Source organism: Vibrio cincinnatiensis (genome assembly GCF_022113815.1).
In the GTDB taxonomy this organism is placed as follows: Bacteria; Pseudomonadota; Gammaproteobacteria; order Enterobacterales; family Vibrionaceae; genus Vibrio; species Vibrio cincinnatiensis_A.
Genome location: NZ_SGOM01000019.1, coordinates 1 through 16,185 on the forward strand (window position 1 = coordinate 1; position 16,185 = coordinate 16,185).

The window sequence follows — 16,185 nt, forward strand, 5'->3', positions numbered from 1 at the left end:
CAGTTCATCGATAAATCTTTTTGATTATCATCAACGAGTGCCCACACAGATTGATTGGTTTAAATTGTTAAAGAGCGTTCTTACCGCTTGGCTTACACCGTATCGGAAGAGGCGGCCATTTTAGCGAAAAACTTTTGCGTGTCAAACACTTTATTAAAAGTTCTTTCTGGCCTAGTTGACTACATCTCGGCTTGTTAGCCCTTGCTGTCTCAACGGGAGCGGATTATAGACAACTGACTTTTTCTGGCAAGCTATTTTTGAGAAAAAATACCAAAATAACGCTTAACTGCTGAATTAACCGCCAAGGGCTTATTTATCCCATTTTATGCAGGTATTAATACCAACTTATCCACAGAGTTATTCTTTTCTTTCATCGGAATAATATAAGTTTTGAAAAGGTCAAAAACTAAATACTAGTCTTTGACCTTTACTTATATAACCGAATTAAGCGCTCTATCTATTTGTTGTCCAGCTTAACAAATTACTCATGAAGGCCACACTCTCGTTTAAGCCCAAAAAAGCGGGTTTCCTCTTCATCCATTCCAGGTTCCCACTTTTGTGTTGTATGAATATCCCCGACAGATACATATCCTTGCTCCCAAAGTGGATGGTAAGGAAGAGCGTGTTCTTTTAAATAGTAGTGAATATCTTTGTTGCTCCAATCAATAATAGGCAAAAATTTAAAGGTATTATTTTGAATCGCTAAGATAGGCAATGTGGCTCGTGACTTCGATTGCTCTCGTCGTAAACCAGAGAACCATGTTTGCACTCCTAATTCATCAAATGCTCGCCGCATTGGCTCCACTTTATTTAGGTGGTTATACTGTTCAATGCCACTAATACCTTGCTCCCATAACTTACCTAATCGTGCCTCTTGCCACGCACTGGAAAGCTTTGATCGATAAATTTTCAGGTTTAATGACAGACGCTCCACGAGTTCATCAATAAATTGGTAAGTCTCAGGGAAAAGGTATCCTGTATCCGTCAGAACGACAGGAATATCTTTCTTTTGATCAGTCACAAGATGCAACATGACAGCAGCTTGAATACCAAAACTCGATGACATTACATGAGTTTTTGGCAGAGTCTCCAAAGCCCAGCTTATTCGGTCTTGAGCCGTTAACGCTTCTAGATGATCATTGAGTTCTGCTAATCGAAGCGTTTGTTCTGTCTTAGTCAACATCAAGAGTTCTGATAACTCGGGAAGATCGTTGGATTTAGGCATAAAAATCCCTCTTAGCAATGATCACTTCTTCAATAATTCCAGTGCGAATAGTGAAATCACCAAAACCTTCATTAGGTTCACGTTCTTTAGCCCAGCGACTAACCAGTTGATCTATTTCTTCTAGAATTTGCTGTTCGGTGATGTTTTCTTTGTACATTTTCGGAATACGAGTGCCTGAACGATTCCCACCTAAATGCAAGTTGTAACGTCCTGGAGCTTTCCCAACTAAACCAATCTCCGCCAACATGGCTCGTCCACAACCATTCGGGCACCCTGTGACTCTTAAGATGATGCTTTCTTCTTTAGGGAGCGCATGCTTGGCTAAAATCAATTCAACTTGATCAACAAACGTTGGTAAAAAGCGTTCCGCTTCTGCCATAGCCAGAGGGCAAGTTGGAAAAGCAACACATGCCATGGAGTTTTTACGCTGTTCACTCACCGAGTCTTCCATCAGACCATGTGAACGGGCTAGTGCTTCTATCTGCTCTTTTTGTTCAGATGGCACTCCGGCAATAATCAAGTTTTGGTTCGCCGTCATTCGAAAATCACCTTGGTGCACTTTGGCAATTTCAGCCACCCCTGTTTTTAGGGGTTTATTGGGATAATCAAGTAGGCGACCATTTTCAATAAATAAAGTCAGATGATGTTTTCCATCAATGCCTTCTAGCCACCCGATACGATCTCCCCGTTCGGTAAATTGATAAGGACGGCTTGCTGCAAACTGTATATCCGCTCGTTTTTCAACTTCTGCTTTGAATACCTCAACCCCGACTCTATCTAGAGTGTACTTTGTTTTGGCATTTTTTCGATTAGAGCGATTTCCCCAATCGCGCTGAGTGGTAACAACCGCAGCCGCTACATCGAGTGTTTTGTGCAAAGGAATAAAACCAAAGTCATCGGCTTGACGCGGATAAGTTGAGGTATCGCCATGAGTCATCGCCAACCCACCACCGACTAACACATTAAAGCCGACCAATTTGCCGTTATCAGCAATCGCAATAAAGTTTAGGTCATTAGCATGCACATCCACATCATTATGCGGAGGAATCACTACCGTTGTTTTGAATTTACGAGGTAAGTACTGACTCCCTAGAATAGGCTCTTCGTCAGTGGCTTCAACTTTCTCACCATCTAACCAGATCTCTGCATAAGCCCGAGTTTTGGGTAGCAGATGCTCACTGATTTTTTTCGCCCATTCGTAGGCTTCCTGATGTAGTTCTGATTCCACAGGATTAGAAGTACATAATACATTACGGTTAACATCACCAGCGGTAGCTATTGAATCAATTCCAATAGAGTTCAACATTTGGTGCATTAGCTTAATATTGGGTTTTAATACACCATGAAATTGGAACGTTTGTCGGGTGGTCAAACGGATACTACCGTACAAGGTATGTTCACTCGCAAACTTATCGATCGCTAACCATTGTTTTGGCTGAATGATGCCGCCCGGCATACGCGCACGCAGCATGACATTATGTAGCGGTTCTAATTTCTGTTTACTTCGCTCATGACGAATATCTCGATCATCTTGCTGATACATGCCATGAAAACGAATCAGCTGGAAGTTGTCCGCAGTAAAACCGCCAGTAATGCGATCTTGCAGATCTTGCTCGATCGTCCCACGTAAGAAATGGCTTTCCTTTTTCAAGCGCTCGTTGTCAGAAAGAGGACCGAGCACTTCACCTAAAACCTGTTGAACATTATTTTCGATCTTTGTGCTCATTAGTAGACATCCCTTTGATAACGTTTTTCTTTGCGCAATTGATTAAAATATTCTTCCGCTTGTTCAGCAGACAAACCACCTTTTTGCTGTGCTACTTGAACAAATGCATGGTGTACATCTTTCGCCATATGAGTTGCATCACCACACACATAAAGATGTGCTCCTTGTTGTAACCACGCCCAAACCTGCTCTGCTTGCTCTAGGATTCGGTGTTGTACATACACTTTTTCATGTTGATCGCGACTGAATGCCACATCTAACCGGGATAAAACCCCAGATTTAAGGTATTTCTGCCATTCGGTTTGATAGAGAAAATCTTGAGTAAACGTTCGATCACCAAAGAACAACCAGTTTTTCCCACTTGCACCACGATTATCACGCTCCTGTAGAAAGCTGCGAAAGGGTGCAATACCGGTTCCGGGGCCAACCATAATGATGGGGGAATGGTCATCTTCAGGAAGTTTGAACTGTTTGTTGTGTTCCACAAAGACTTTAACCGTTTCTCCTTCTTCTAAGCGTTGGGCAAGAAAACTCGAGGCCCCACCTTGACGAAGTTCGCCATGTTTTTCGTATTCCACAACAGCAACCGTCAAATGGACTTCTTCATCCACTTCCGCTTGGCTCGAAGCGATAGAATAGAGACGAGGCGTTAAACGACGTAATAACGAAATCAATTGTTCAGCAGATAATTTTGTTTTCTTTTCTTTTAACACATCAATAATTTGTGTATTCGCCGAATATTCTCTGAGCTTGTCTTTCTCTTCCACCAGCTTGTGTAACTTCTTACTGCCTGAAAGTTCAGCAAACTGAGTAATAAATTGTGGATTTGAGTTTGTGATTTCATACTGCTCAATTAAAGCCTGCAGGATTGGAACTGCTTTCCCATCCACCTCAACCGTTTCACTTTCCGTTAAGCCAACCGCAGCTAAAACGGCTTTGGCTAACGAGGGAGAATTCTTATACCAGACACCTAGAGCATCGCCCGGTTGATAAACGATCCCAGAGTCAGCTAAGTCGATTTCAATATGACGCACATCTTTATCGGAATCTCGCCCGGTTATTTTTTGGCTGGTCAACAAACTGGCGCTATACGGATGCTGCTTCGTATAAGACGAGGAATGAATGGAGGAGTGAGTAACGGGGAGTTGAACAATTTCTGCTTGTGAAGCCAAAGCTTGTTTAACGCTCTCCAACGCTTTGGATCTCCACTCGCTAGCACAAGCTTCATAGTCCACGTCACAATCTATTCGATCAATAAAACGTGTTGCCCCTAATTTCTCTAAAAAGGCATCAAAATCTTTTCCTGTTTGGCAAAAAAACTCATAACTCGAGTCGCCTAAACCGATCACACCATAGTGTAAGTTAGGTAACTTAGGTGCTTTTTTAGACTGTAAAAACTCATGCAGATCAATAGCATTATCTGGTGCTTCTCCCTCTCCATTTGTCGAAGCAACAAAGATAACATGGCTTTCTTTCGCTAAATCTTTTCCTTTGTAATCACTCGCATCAAATAACTGAACGGCAATTCCCGCCGCTTGTGCTTCTTGCTCTAATGCTTCAGCAACTCCTTTAGCATTTCCGGTTTGCGAAGCAAAAATAATGGTGAGTTGACCAGATGGAGCTGAGATGCCTGCGCTAGAGACAGCTTGCTTTATTGGGTTTTCTTGAGCTTGGCTTAGCCCCCAAAAATAGCCGCTCACCCACGCCAATTGTTGTGGGGAAAGTTGTGTTGCACTTTGCTGTAAAAGAGAGAGTTGTGAGTCGTTAATTGGGCTAACTAATGAAGCCAACTCATGGGGTAAGGTATTTCCTGAAGACATTGTCACGACTTCCTTATTCATTGCGTGACGATAGATTAACCACTCTCTTTAATAACAAGAAAGAATAGATGTGAATGTTTTATAACTTTTTGGAAGTAAGGAGGTTGCTAATCCACTCGCCCTTCCACACGTACTTGCTTAAACCCAACCGCCATCGCTGTCTTAGAAGCGGTATCTAAATCTGAATAGTGGCACTCTTCCCCATTCGCATCCGTTAATAAAACAAAACCTCCTCTTTGGTGGCGAAATTCCACAATCCACTCCCCTTCTTCAGAAGATGGCTCTATAACCGCTTCAATAAGAAGGTGTTCTCGGTAAAGATTTCTTAATTCCGTGATCGTCATTGCAGCTCTCATAACTGTTGCTCAATCCGTTATAATAAGAATGGTGTATTTCGAGCAAATTGCGAATTTAACGATCAATAATTTAGCGTGGCTGCGCTTTAGAGTATCGATATAACCAAATACAAAAAACCAATAGAAGAATCCATGGCATAAGTTTTAACAGCATTCCAATAATCCCTAAAAAAAGCATAATAGCGATCACTATCCCACTCGTAAGAAGAACGCCAAATAAGGTAAAACCACTTAGTACAAACCCAATTAACAAAGCCAAAAATAGTAAGATTTCCGTCATTCTTCACACCATATCATTCATTATTTCTCTCCATGATATGGTGCATGATCTATACCAAAAAAATGTATTTATAGCGCATTGATTATATTGAAAAAAGAAAAAGCCAAGTAACGTTAATTACTTGGCTTCAGATATAACATGGTCAATAAAACCAACTATTAGTGATATCTACACATCTAAATCTTGATATGGAATTTTAGCTAACGCTTGCTCTACGACGTCTACCCCTGAACCGGGTTTATGAGCATTTTCACTGATATAGCGTCGCCATTGACGTGCACCAGGCATATTTTGGAAAAGTCCTAACATATGACGCGTAATATGGCCTAAATATACTCCTTGAGAAAGCTGATGCTCAATGTAGGGATACATTTCTTTGACAACTTGAGAACGTTTCTTTACGGGGCGATCCAAACCAAAAATTTGCTGATCAACCTCGGCCAATAGGTACGGGCTTTGATAAGCTTCTCGACCAATCATCACTCCATCTACATGCTGCAAATGTTCTAATGTTTCCGGCAAGGATTTTACTCCACCGTTAATCGCTATCGATAAATGAGGAAAGTCTTTTTTTAATTGATAGGCCCGTGGGTAATCTAAAGGGGGGATTTCACGGTTTTCTTTCGGACTCAACCCACTTAACCATGCTTTTCGTGCGTGAATAGTAAACTGCTCACACCCACCACGTTCAGAGACAAGCGTGACAAAATGAGTTAGAAATTCATAAGAATCTTGATCATCAATACCAATACGAGTTTTCACGGTAACCGGAATATCCACCACCGCTTTCATGGCCGCAACACAATCAGCGACAAGCTGTGGTTCCGCCATAAGGCATGCCCCGAATTTCCCATTCTGTACTCGATCAGAAGGACACCCCACATTGAGGTTTATTTCATCATAACCTCGCTGTTCCGCTAATTTCGCACAATGAGCAAGATCGGTAGGATTTGAACCGCCTAACTGTAAAGCGAGAGGATGTTCCTCTTCGTTATAAGCTAAGAAATCACCTTTACCATGGATAATGGCCCCAGTGGTAACCATCTCGGTATACAGAAGTGCTTGAGATGAAAGAAGACGATGGAAGTATCGACAGTGCCTATCTGTCCAATCGAGCATGGGGGCAACGGATAATTTGGAAGATCGCAGCATAAAAGCTAAAAACCTCTAGAAAGCAAAGTAAAGCCTGTATACGGCGTAAGATTGCCGATTATACCTATCCCATGAATGTGATTCAATGTATGACTAGTAAGGGCTCAGCGTATATAGCTCTCGGCTCTAAATCTGTTGAGCGTTTTTATTTAGCAATAAACAACCACAGATCCCCCATTTTCCACCGAATAAAAAATCAATTTAAAGAAGGTAAACAGTGCCTTATCAAGAACAATAAACGCTAGACAATATTTATCTCTAATGTGAATGCATTGCGCTGAACGAACCTCAACAATTTGGCGCTTTCTTGATAACCATCAAAAATGCACTACTTCCCACACGCTAAGCCGCTTTGAGAGTATCGTTTTTCTGTCAGATAAGGTAACTTATGCCTCACAGGTGAGAAACTCGTTAAGACTGCGTCAATCATGCGTGATTTATTGACGTTCAAAACGATCTTTGGCTTGATATGGTATATGATTACTAGGCGCCAATAGTGATGGTGATGGATTTGGATAATAAGCTTAGCAAACAGATAGAAGAAATATGTGCGGCGAGAGGTGTCAGATTAACGTCTCAACGTAAACGAGTGTTCGATCTGATTTGTGCCAGTAAAAAAGCCTCCAGCGCCTATGACTTGCTGGAAGATTTAAAAATAAGTGAGCCTCAAGCAAAACCACCGACCGTCTATCGAGCTCTGGACTTTTTACTTGAGCAAGGGTTTATTCATCGAGTGGAATCAACCAATAGCTTTATCTCTTGTTGCTCTTGTAATGCTCATAAACACTTTTCTCAATTACTCATATGTGATCAATGTGGTAATGTTATTGAGCTGCAAAATGATAACCTGATTGCCATGCTGGCAAACAATGCGGAGAAACACGGCTTTACAATTACCAACCATGTCATTGAGTCACATGGGGTTTGTCAATCGTGTTCTCAGAAGTAAAGAATGAAACCAATAGAAGAGAGTTATGCGCGCTGAATTTGTCAATCCGTTTTTAGCGTCTTTGCTGAACGTGCTAAAAACGATGGCTTCATTAGACCTGAAGCCTCAGAAGCCTCGTCTTAAAAAAGACGAAATTGCTCGCGGTGATATCTCAGGTTTAATCGGTATGATTGGCCCACAAACTCGTGGCTCTATGTCGATTACCTTTGATGAAGCCCTCGCACTAGAAATTATGCAAAACATGCTGGGTGAACGTCCAAATGGCTTAAATGAAGAAGTCACGGATATGGTAGGAGAAATCACCAACATGGTTACTGGCGGAGCAAAACGGATTTTGGCAGAAAGTGGATTTGATTTTGATATGGCAACCCCAGTTGTGGTATCCGGTCGGGGACATACTATTCGTCATAAATGTGAAGGTTCGATCATTATCATGCCTTTTTCGTCTCAATGGGGAAATGCATTTATTGAGATTTGCTTTGAATGATAGTTCAACTCTCTTTAGGTCTCGATTAAAAAAGGCTGATGCATTGACATCAGCCTTTTTGCTATCTTACCCGGCGAGGATTAGCCACGAAAGGCCTTAAATGCATTGATTAAACCGTTGGTAGAACTATCGTGAGAACGGACTTCTTGCTCATTATCCAACTCAGGAAGAATTTGGTTGGCCAGTTGTTTACCCAGCTCCACTCCCCATTGGTCGAATGAGAAAATATTCCAGATCACGCCCTGTACAAAGATCTTATGTTCATACATTGCGATCAAGTTACCTAGCGTTCGAGGTGTGATTTGCTTAACCAAAATAGAGTTTGTTGGGCGGTTTCCTTCAAACACTTTAAATGGAATTAAAGATGCCACTTCAGCTTCTGATTTCCCAGCTTTAACAAATTCAGCTTTAACCGCATCCGCAGATTTACCAAAAGCCAACGCTTCCGTTTGAGCGAAGAAGTTAGACATTAGTTTTTGATGATGGTCACTCACCGCATTATGACTAATCGCTGGTGCAATAAAATCACAAGGAATGAGCTTAGTCCCTTGGTGAATCAGCTGATAAAAGGCATGTTGTCCATTCGTACCAGGCTCACCCCAAATGATTGGCCCAGTTTGATAGGTTACCGCTTGACCGTTACGGTCAACATATTTACCGTTAGACTCCATATTTCCTTGCTGGAAATAAGCTGCGAAACGATGCATATATTGGTCATAAGGAAGAATCGCTTCAGATTCAGCGCCATGGAAATTGTTATACCAAATGCCAATCAGAGCTAAAATCACTGGGATATTACTTTCGAACGGAGTTTCCACAAAATGTTTATCCATTTCATGGGCTCCCGTTAGAAGCTCAACAAAATTTTCATAACCAATCGATAAAATGATTGATAAACCGATAGCGGACCAAAGTGAGTAACGACCACCAACCCAATCCCAAAATTCAAACATATTTTCGGTATCAATACCGAATTCAGCTACAGCGGTTCCATTGGTAGACAATGCAGCAAAATGTTTGGCTACATGTGCTTCATCACCTGCAACATTCAAGAACCAATCTCGTGCAGAATGCGCATTAGTCATGGTTTCTTGAGTGGTAAAGGTTTTCGATGCCACTAGGAAAAGTGTCGTTTCAGGGTCTACTTTTTTCAGCGTTTCTGCAATATGAGTCCCATCAACATTAGAAACAAAGTGCATTGTCAGGTGGTTTTTGTAAGGTGCTAACGCTTCTGTCACCATATAAGGGCCAAGGTCAGAGCCACCAATACCAATGTTAACAACATCGGTGATGGCCTTGCCAGTAAAGCCTTTCCACTCACCACCAATCACACGTTCAGAAAATGCACGCATTTTTTCCAATACGGAATTCACAGCTGGCATGACATCTTCGCCATTCACCATCACAGGGGTATTGCTACGATTACGCAGCGCCGTATGTAATACAGCACGACCTTCTGTTTGGTTGATTGCAGCACCACTAAACATCGCTTTAATCGCCGCATCAACGTCGGTTTCTTTCGCTAAAGCAAAAAGATGTTTCATGGTTTCTTCATTGATTAAGTTTTTAGAATAATCAACCAAAATGTCATGACCAAATCGTGTGGAATATTGGCTAAAACGCTGACTATCCTCTGAAAATAGTGTTTTTAAGTCCATATCTTGCGCAGATTCAAAATGCGCGGTCAGAGCTTTCCAAGCGTGTGTTTGCGTTGGATTGATGTTTTTCAACATGGTATCTATCCCGATGTTACAGTAGGTTTTATTCCACAATACTTAACCTCATGATTAAGTCAGGAATCCCCGTTAAAGCAAAAAAATAATAACCTTGACTGCTTGAAGCAGAAAGTCAGTCCCTGAATAATAATAAGCCCAATTATGGCTGAGCTTTTGCCTATCGACATTGAGTTAAGTCAGATAAAGTCGCCACAATAAACTTAGCTCAAGCGATCAAAATAGTATCATTCTGATGCCTATTCGTCATGAACACTTCTCTTTCTATAAGTATTGTCGTTCTCTCTGGCATCAAACAAAAACAGGCCTATTGGCCTGCTCCGAAATAACACATCTCTACTCGTGAAGTGAGTTTAGTTACTAATTCATAACCCAATGTTCCAATGTGGCTTGCTACCCGCTCAACAGGAAGTTCACGCCCCCATAATACCGCTTCATCACCGACATGATCGTGTGCATCTGGGCCCAAATCAACGGTCAACATATCCATTGAAACACGACCAGCAATAGGCACCACTCTTCCATTCACAATGACAGGAGTACCGTTAGGTGCTGTACGTGGATAACCATCTCCATAACCAATAGCAATCACCCCAATTTTTGTATCGCGTTCACTGCGCCACAGCGCGCCATAACCAACAGCTTCCCCCGCTTTCACATCTCGAACAGCAATCAGATGAGATTTTAGCGTCATGACGGGTTGATAGCCCATCTCTTGAGCATCTTTATCGAGGAAAGGTGAAACGCCATACATGATAATTCCTGGGCGCACCCACTCTAATTGGCTTTGAGGCCAAGCCAATAATCCTGCGGAAGCCGCTAACGAGCGTTCCCCCTGACAGCCATGAGTCAGTGATAGAAAACATTCTATTTGTTCCGATGTAGTCGATTTATCAAGTTCATCGGCACAGCCAAAATGGCTCATATAACGCAGAGGCTTCGCAACATTAGGACAACGATGCAATCGCTCAACAAACTCGCGATATTGCTCAGGGCGAACGCCCAAACGATGCATACCACTATCCACTTTTAACCACACGACCACCGGAGTATCAAGCTGGGCTTGCTCAAGGGCTTGTAACTGCTCTTCACAATGCAGTACCGTTTGAATGTTATTGGTGACCAATACCGCTAGGTCACCCGAGGAATAAAACCCCTCCAATAATAAAATCGGTTTTACGACACCGCTCGCCCTCAGTTGGAGAGCTTCTTCTATTCGAGCGACACCAAATGCATCGGCACTTTGCGCATGTTTGGCGACTTGATGCAGGCCATGCCCATAACCATTAGCTTTGACAACAGCCATTAATTTGCTTTTTGGAGCTTGCTGTTTGATTTTCTGTAAGTTGTATTGCAAGGCATCTAAATCGATGCATGCTTTTGCTGCTTTCATATAATTCATGCTGTTATTCATCATCAAATGCAGGGCCTGCATAATTGTCAAAACGAGAATATTGTCCTTGGAAGGTCAAACGAACAGAGCCAATTGGGCCATTACGCTGCTTACCAATAATAATTTCAGCAATACCTTTGAGTGGGCTATCTGGGTGATAAACCTCATCTCGATAGATAAACATGATCAAGTCAGCATCTTGTTCAATCGATCCTGATTCCCGCAAGTCCGAGTTAACTGGGCGTTTGTCAGCACGCTGCTCCAGAGAACGGTTTAGCTGAGACAAAGCCACAACAGGAACATTTAACTCTTTTGCCAACGCTTTTAACGATCGAGATATTTCGGCAATTTCGAGGGTACGGTTATCGCTTAATGCTGGAACTCGCATAAGTTGCAAGTAGTCGACCATGATGAGTGATAAACCACCATGTTCACGAGCAATACGACGAGCTCGGGAGCGAACTTCTGTAGGAGTAAGCGCAGAGCTGTCATCAATGAACATATTTTTCTTCTCCATGAGCATTCCCATGGTTGAAGAAATTCTCGCCCAGTCTTCATCATCTAATTGACCAGTCCGAATTTTGGTTTGATCAACACGTGATAATGAAGCAAGCATCCTCATCATAATTTGTTCGGCCGGCATCTCAAGCGAAAAAATGAGAACCGGTTTCTCTTGTTCCATTGCCGCATTTTCACACAGGTTCATCGCAAACGTAGTTTTACCCATAGAGGGACGAGCAGCCACAATAACTAAATCAGAACCTTGTAAGCCCGCCGTTTTCTTATTGAGATCCGTAAAGCCCGTATTCACCCCTGTCACCCCATCTTGAGGGGTCTTATAGAGTAGCTCTATTCGCTCTAAGGTTTTCTCCAAAATAGAGTCAACATTTTGTGGGCCTTCATTATCACTCGTTCTAGCCTCAGCAATGGCAAAAACTTTACTCTCAGCTAAATCAAGCAAGTCCTCTGAACTACGGCCTTGAGGATCATATCCTGCATCAGCAATTTCATTGGCAACCCCAATCAAATTTCGGACTAAAGCTCGCTCTGCCACAATTTCTGCATAAGCATTAATATTGGCGGCGCTGGGGGTGTTTTTAACAAGATCAGCAAGATATGCAAAACCGCCCACGTCCTCCAATTGTTCGCGTAGCTCCAAATGCTCTGATAACGTGATTAAGTCGAGGGGTTGTCCTGCTTCAAGCAGGTGCTTCACGGCTTCAAAAATTAAGCGGTGAGGTCGGCTGTAAAAATCTTGCGCAATGACTCGCTCTGATACGGTATCCCAACGCTCATTATCCATTAACAAGCCACCAATCACCGATTGTTCAGCTTCTAATGAATGCGGAGGAATTTTCATCGCATCGACTTGGGCATCCGTAATTTTACGGTTTCGGTTATCTGTTCGGAGATCCGCCATAAGTTCACTCGGTAATGCTTCAATAACCGTCCATTATAACGAGAATCGTGCATTTGTAATTAACCTTAGGAAAGTTTGTCAGTGATGAAAGTAGAATTAACTTTGGCATGACCGAATTTTTATCACTGGTGCTTATTATTCGGGAATTTACTGACTGATAAGGGGATCTGTGTGTCCAAAGTTTGGCTTCTAAGTATTAGCCTGTTGACAAGTTATAACGTTTACGCGCACGAGAAAACTCAGACGAATAAGGACATAAAAGCCCCCTCACCTTGGCATAGCCAAGTTGAATTTGGTTACCAGTCTCACTCAGGGAATACCGATTCTCAATCTCTTAATGGACGAATTAAGGGGGAGTATATTAGTGGCCGCCATAGAACTAACGGGGAATGGCGCTTCTATAAACTAGATAAAAACGGTAAAGAAAATAAACGCCAATCGAGCTACACACTACAAAGCGACTATAAGTTAGGCCCCAAAATGTACCTCTATAGCAGCTTTCGAGGCACCGACTCTCGTTATAGTGCCTATTTCAAAGACTATACTCTTTCCGGAGGGCTAGGTTATCAATTAACCAATACAGATACATTGCTCATTGAAGTAGAAATTGGTCCAGGTTACCGCTATCAAGAACCGAATTTAGATGAAATTGGCAGCAGTGATGTTGTTTTTCCTAACATGGTCCGAGAACCCATTTATCGCAGCAACCTCAAAACAGAATGGCAAATCCTACGTAATTTTAGGCTTTCTGCTGATGCAACTTTGGTTGGTGGGGAAAGTAACACACGCTTAGATACCGATATTAGTGTCATCAATAACATAACCGAAGATATCGCACTAAAAATCAGCCAGTCTCGTCAATATCACAACCAAGTACCAGAAGGGCTGAGTAAATCAGACAGTGTTTTGGCGGTCAGCTTAGTCTTTCTTTTCTAACCTCAGAATTGAACAATGAACCATAAAAAAACACCAGCCGAAGCTGGTGTTTTTCAACTAATAAGTAAACTGAGATTACTCAGCAACTACTTTTAAGTTCACAGTAGCAAACACTTCTGAATGAAGTTGTACACTAATTTCGAACTCACCAGTGTTACGTAGAGCACCTTCAGGTAGGCGAACTTCGCTCTTCGCTACAGCAACACCAGCCGCAGTAATTGCGTCAGCGATGTCACGAGTACCGATAGAACCGAATAGTTTACCTTCATCACCAGCTTTAGAAGCAATAACCACTGCTTCTAGTGCATTTACTTGGTCAGCACGAGCTTGTGCAGCAGTCAGTTGCTCTGCAACTTTTGCTTCAAGTTCAGCACGACGAGTTTCAAACATTTCAACGTTAGCTTTAGTTGCCATTACTGCCTTACCTTGAGGGATAAGGAAGTTACGAGCGTAACCAGATTTAACGTTAACTGTATCGCCAAGACCACCCAGGTTACCGATTTTATCAAGTAGAATAACTTGCATTGCTTAATCCTCTTTCTTAATAAACGGTGCCGATTACTGATGTTTGTCAGTATATGGCAATAGAGCTAGGTAGCGAGCACGTTTGATTGCACGAGCAAGCTGACGCTGATATTTCGCACTTGTACCAGTGATACGGCTAGGTACGATTTTACCAGCTTCAGTGATGTAATTCTTAAGAGTTGCTACATCTTTGTAATCAATCTCTTGTACGCCTTCTGCAGTAAAACGGCAGAATTTACGACGACGGAAGAAACGAGCCATGGGCTATCTCCTGATCTAAATTTGAATAATGTTGTCGGCCTTATGCATCGTTATCAAAAATATATTTTGATTGGTCAGAAATGCTCTCTGCCCTAATGATGCGACCTAATACTAAATGTTGAGTGAACGCATCGACCGTAGACCATGAACAAGATGCTGTTGATGGTACTCAATTTACCTAGTGATAAATCATTAAGCTATTAAGCTGAAACTCAAACCCGCCTCAAAGGATGGGGAAAGTATCAAATCGGTCTATTGAAATTACTCAGCGTCTGCTTCAAATTTCACTTCTTCACGCTTAGAGCGCTCTTCTTTTGCTTTTAGCATGATAGAAGGTTCAGTGATAGCAGCTTTAGTACGCATGATCATGTTACGTAAAACAGCATCGTTAAAACGGAACGCTGTTTCTAGTTCATCAACCACTGCTTGGTCAGCTTCAACGTTCATTAGAACGTAGTGTGCTTTGTGCAGTTTGTTAATTGGGTAAGCCAGTTGACGACGACCCCAATCTTCTAGACGGTGAACTTTACCGCCAGCTTCAGTGATAGAACCAGTGTAACGCTCGATCATGCCAGCAACTTGCTCGCTTTGATCTGGGTGCACCATGAATACGATTTCGTAATGACGCATTTATTGCTCCTTACGGATTATTCAGCTTCCAGATTTGGCCCGGTCATCCAAAGGAAGCAAGGAACGAATGATAAGTGACCGAGAATTAAGGAGCGAGAATAGTACAGAATGGCGACAATTTTAGCAAGGGAAATATAGAGCTGATCCGTGGGTAAACCTAGCAGGAAGAAAGATGCTTATATCTCCCTGCCCGGTTATCATGACTAACTTTCATCCACAAATTGAGCTTGTAAGTAATTTTCCAGCCCAGTCATATCAATCAGGCCCAACTGCGTTTCTAACCAGTCAACATGTTCTTCTTCGTCTTCTAAGATTGCTTGAAATAAATCTCGAGAGACATAATCTCGAATATCTTCCGCATAAGCGATTGCATCCCGGAGATCAGGAATTGCCGCCATTTCTAATTTTAGATCGCATGACAGCATCTCTTGAGTATCTTCACCGATCATTAACTTGCCAAGATCTTGTAAATTAGGAAGCCCTTCTAAAAATAGAATCCGTTCAATCAAATGATCAGCATGTTTCATCTCATCGATAGATTCATGGTATTCCTTGTCTGCAAGATGCTTTAACCCCCAGTCTTTATACATTCGGGCATGCAAGAAGTATTGATTAATCGCAACCAGTTCGTTACCAAGAATTTTATTCAAATGTTGGATGATGATAGGATCACCTTTCATGACAAAGCCCTCCTCTTTGGCTCTATTAACTGTAGAACCAATTGAGAAGGTGTCAAAATTTATGTAAGACGATTAGCTCGCTTGTGAGTAAATTTGCACCGTATCACTTAAAATTTCTTTTGCCTGCTTAACACACTTACCGCATTGAGAACCTAATGCCGTACAGCGCTTAATGCCTCTAATATCTAAGATGCCTGACTCTAAAGCCAGTTTTTTGATTTTTTTATCCGAAATACCGTGACATAAACAAACGTACATCGTTTATCCTAAGTAAGATTATTAGGATATAAATATAAACAACAATCATTCCTATTTCCATATCAGAAAATAATAATGACAGATTAATTAGTTATAACGTACATCATGATCAGATCACTCATCAATCGAGTTCTGTTACATGGCTTCAATATCACCAAGTAACGGATTGTTTTTAATGATTACTATCAAAGATGATATAAAAAATCATTTATAACCAAAAAACAAAAAGGGAAGCCGAAGCTTCCCTTTTCTATTAGGCTTAGTGCCTAAGATTATCGTGATTAAGCGATGATCTTAGCTACAACACCAGCACCAACTGTACGGCCACCTTCACGAATCGCGAAACGTAAACCT

Annotated in this window: 17 protein-coding genes and 1 pseudogene; 3 read left to right on the forward strand and 15 right to left on the reverse strand. The window is 41.9% G+C overall.

The window, feature by feature from the left end; translation table 11 throughout:
- Positions 1-481: 481 nt before the first annotated feature.
- The 6 genes from EXA13_RS15670 to dusA form a co-directional block, all read right to left on the reverse strand.
- Positions 482-1,225 carry a phosphoadenylyl-sulfate reductase gene (locus EXA13_RS15670; protein WP_238133989.1) on the reverse strand — a complete coding sequence of 248 codons (744 nt, stop codon included), beginning with the start codon at positions 1,223-1,225 and terminating at the stop codon, positions 482-484.
- The gene (gene cysI / locus EXA13_RS15675) at positions 1,218-2,951 is read right to left on the reverse strand and encodes an assimilatory sulfite reductase (NADPH) hemoprotein subunit (protein ID WP_238133990.1); all 1,734 of its coding nucleotides are present in this window, start codon (positions 2,949-2,951) and stop codon (positions 1,218-1,220) included. The genes EXA13_RS15670 and cysI overlap by 8 nt, the downstream gene beginning before the upstream one ends.
- Complete coding sequence (locus EXA13_RS15680) at positions 2,951-4,771, reverse strand: assimilatory sulfite reductase (NADPH) flavoprotein subunit (protein WP_430794498.1); 1,821 nt, start codon at positions 4,769-4,771, stop codon at positions 2,951-2,953. Before EXA13_RS15680 ends, cysI begins: the two co-directional genes overlap by 1 nt.
- A gap of 107 nt (positions 4,772-4,878) precedes the next feature.
- A complete protein-coding gene (locus EXA13_RS15685; RefSeq protein ID WP_238133992.1) occupies positions 4,879-5,115 on the reverse strand; it encodes a hypothetical protein in 237 nt (78 codons plus the stop codon).
- Positions 5,116-5,197: 82 nt separating this feature from the next.
- Entirely contained in the window at positions 5,198-5,407 is a 210-nt protein-coding gene (locus EXA13_RS17000) for an envelope stress response protein PspG (protein ID WP_430794499.1), read from the reverse strand.
- 168 nt (positions 5,408-5,575) lie between these two features.
- Complete coding sequence (gene dusA, locus EXA13_RS15690) at positions 5,576-6,559, reverse strand: tRNA dihydrouridine(20/20a) synthase DusA (RefSeq protein ID WP_238133993.1); 984 nt, start codon at positions 6,557-6,559, stop codon at positions 5,576-5,578.
- A gap of 499 nt (positions 6,560-7,058) precedes the next feature.
- Between dusA and zur the strand changes: the two genes are divergently transcribed.
- Positions 7,059-7,508: a zinc uptake transcriptional repressor Zur gene (gene zur, locus EXA13_RS15695; RefSeq protein ID WP_238134001.1), complete on the forward strand. Its 450-nt coding sequence runs from the start codon at positions 7,059-7,061 to the stop codon at positions 7,506-7,508.
- Positions 7,509-7,533: 25 nt separating this feature from the next.
- The gene (locus tag EXA13_RS15700; RefSeq protein WP_238133994.1) at positions 7,534-7,995 is read left to right on the forward strand and encodes a chemotaxis protein CheX; all 462 of its coding nucleotides are present in this window, start codon (positions 7,534-7,536) and stop codon (positions 7,993-7,995) included.
- An 80-nt stretch (positions 7,996-8,075) separates the two neighbouring features.
- Here EXA13_RS15700 and pgi read toward each other — a convergent pair whose 3' ends face one another.
- The 3 genes from pgi to EXA13_RS15715 form a co-directional block, all read right to left on the reverse strand.
- Entirely contained in the window at positions 8,076-9,728 is a 1,653-nt protein-coding gene (pgi, locus tag EXA13_RS15705) for a glucose-6-phosphate isomerase (RefSeq protein ID WP_238133995.1), read from the reverse strand.
- A gap of 307 nt (positions 9,729-10,035) precedes the next feature.
- On the reverse strand, positions 10,036-11,121 hold the full coding sequence (gene alr, locus EXA13_RS15710; RefSeq protein WP_238134002.1) for an alanine racemase: 1,086 nt from the start codon (positions 11,119-11,121) through the stop codon (positions 10,036-10,038).
- A gap of 13 nt (positions 11,122-11,134) precedes the next feature.
- On the reverse strand, positions 11,135-12,541 hold the full coding sequence (locus tag EXA13_RS15715; protein ID WP_238133996.1) for a replicative DNA helicase: 1,407 nt from the start codon (positions 12,539-12,541) through the stop codon (positions 11,135-11,137).
- 171 nt (positions 12,542-12,712) lie between these two features.
- Between EXA13_RS15715 and EXA13_RS15720 the strand changes: the two genes are divergently transcribed.
- Positions 12,713-13,477 carry a DUF481 domain-containing protein gene (locus tag EXA13_RS15720; protein WP_238133997.1) on the forward strand — a complete coding sequence of 255 codons (765 nt, stop codon included), beginning with the start codon at positions 12,713-12,715 and terminating at the stop codon, positions 13,475-13,477.
- 75 nt (positions 13,478-13,552) lie between these two features.
- Here the strand turns inward: EXA13_RS15720 and rplI are convergent, their stop codons facing one another.
- From rplI to EXA13_RS15750, 6 genes and pseudogenes are all read right to left on the reverse strand, one after another.
- Positions 13,553-14,002 (reverse strand): 50S ribosomal protein L9, encoded by a 450-nt coding sequence (rplI, locus tag EXA13_RS15725; protein ID WP_238133998.1) that lies wholly within the window; start codon positions 14,000-14,002, stop codon positions 13,553-13,555.
- Between the two features lie 33 nt (positions 14,003-14,035).
- Entirely contained in the window at positions 14,036-14,263 is a 228-nt protein-coding gene (gene rpsR, locus EXA13_RS15730) for a 30S ribosomal protein S18 (protein WP_000090471.1), read from the reverse strand.
- Between the two features lie 261 nt (positions 14,264-14,524).
- The gene (rpsF, locus tag EXA13_RS15735; protein WP_078927541.1) at positions 14,525-14,893 is read right to left on the reverse strand and encodes a 30S ribosomal protein S6; all 369 of its coding nucleotides are present in this window, start codon (positions 14,891-14,893) and stop codon (positions 14,525-14,527) included.
- 203 nt (positions 14,894-15,096) lie between these two features.
- The gene (gene bfr / locus EXA13_RS15740; RefSeq protein WP_238133999.1) at positions 15,097-15,573 is read right to left on the reverse strand and encodes a bacterioferritin; all 477 of its coding nucleotides are present in this window, start codon (positions 15,571-15,573) and stop codon (positions 15,097-15,099) included.
- 72 nt (positions 15,574-15,645) lie between these two features.
- Complete coding sequence (locus tag EXA13_RS15745) at positions 15,646-15,831, reverse strand: (2Fe-2S)-binding protein (protein ID WP_238134000.1); 186 nt, start codon at positions 15,829-15,831, stop codon at positions 15,646-15,648.
- Positions 15,832-16,112: 281 nt separating this feature from the next.
- Positions 16,113-16,185: pseudogene (locus EXA13_RS15750) on the reverse strand (hypothetical protein); the annotation flags it as partial.

What these genes read in the sequence shown, in the direction of transcription:
- zur (WP_238134001.1), top strand. Translation starts at nt 7,059, where the DNA reads ATGGTGATGGATTTGGATAATAAGCTTAGCAAACAGATAGAAGAAATA.
- alr (WP_238134002.1), bottom strand. Translation starts at nt 11,121, where the DNA reads ATGAAAGCAGCAAAAGCATGCATCGATTTAGATGCCTTGCAATACAAC.
- cysI (WP_238133990.1), bottom strand. Translation starts at nt 2,951, where the DNA reads ATGAGCACAAAGATCGAAAATAATGTTCAACAGGTTTTAGGTGAAGTG.
- EXA13_RS15670 (WP_238133989.1), bottom strand. Translation starts at nt 1,225, where the DNA reads ATGCCTAAATCCAACGATCTTCCCGAGTTATCAGAACTCTTGATGTTG.
- EXA13_RS15680 (WP_430794498.1), bottom strand. Translation starts at nt 4,771, where the DNA reads ATGTCTTCAGGAAATACCTTACCCCATGAGTTGGCTTCATTAGTTAGC.
- EXA13_RS15715 (WP_238133996.1), bottom strand. Translation starts at nt 12,541, where the DNA reads ATGGCGGATCTCCGAACAGATAACCGAAACCGTAAAATTACGGATGCC.
- rplI (WP_238133998.1), bottom strand. Translation starts at nt 14,002, where the DNA reads ATGCAAGTTATTCTACTTGATAAAATCGGTAACCTGGGTGGTCTTGGC.
- dusA (WP_238133993.1), bottom strand. Translation starts at nt 6,559, where the DNA reads ATGCTGCGATCTTCCAAATTATCCGTTGCCCCCATGCTCGATTGGACA.
- EXA13_RS15745 (WP_238134000.1), bottom strand. Translation starts at nt 15,831, where the DNA reads ATGTACGTTTGTTTATGTCACGGTATTTCGGATAAAAAAATCAAAAAA.
- EXA13_RS15700 (WP_238133994.1), top strand. Translation starts at nt 7,534, where the DNA reads ATGCGCGCTGAATTTGTCAATCCGTTTTTAGCGTCTTTGCTGAACGTG.
- bfr (WP_238133999.1), bottom strand. Translation starts at nt 15,573, where the DNA reads ATGAAAGGTGATCCTATCATCATCCAACATTTGAATAAAATTCTTGGT.
- EXA13_RS17000 (WP_430794499.1), bottom strand. Translation starts at nt 5,407, where the DNA reads ATGACGGAAATCTTACTATTTTTGGCTTTGTTAATTGGGTTTGTACTA.
- rpsR (WP_000090471.1), bottom strand. Translation starts at nt 14,263, where the DNA reads ATGGCTCGTTTCTTCCGTCGTCGTAAATTCTGCCGTTTTACTGCAGAA.
- EXA13_RS15685 (WP_238133992.1), bottom strand. Translation starts at nt 5,115, where the DNA reads ATGACGATCACGGAATTAAGAAATCTTTACCGAGAACACCTTCTTATT.
- pgi (WP_238133995.1), bottom strand. Translation starts at nt 9,728, where the DNA reads ATGTTGAAAAACATCAATCCAACGCAAACACACGCTTGGAAAGCTCTG.
- rpsF (WP_078927541.1), bottom strand. Translation starts at nt 14,893, where the DNA reads ATGCGTCATTACGAAATCGTATTCATGGTGCACCCAGATCAAAGCGAG.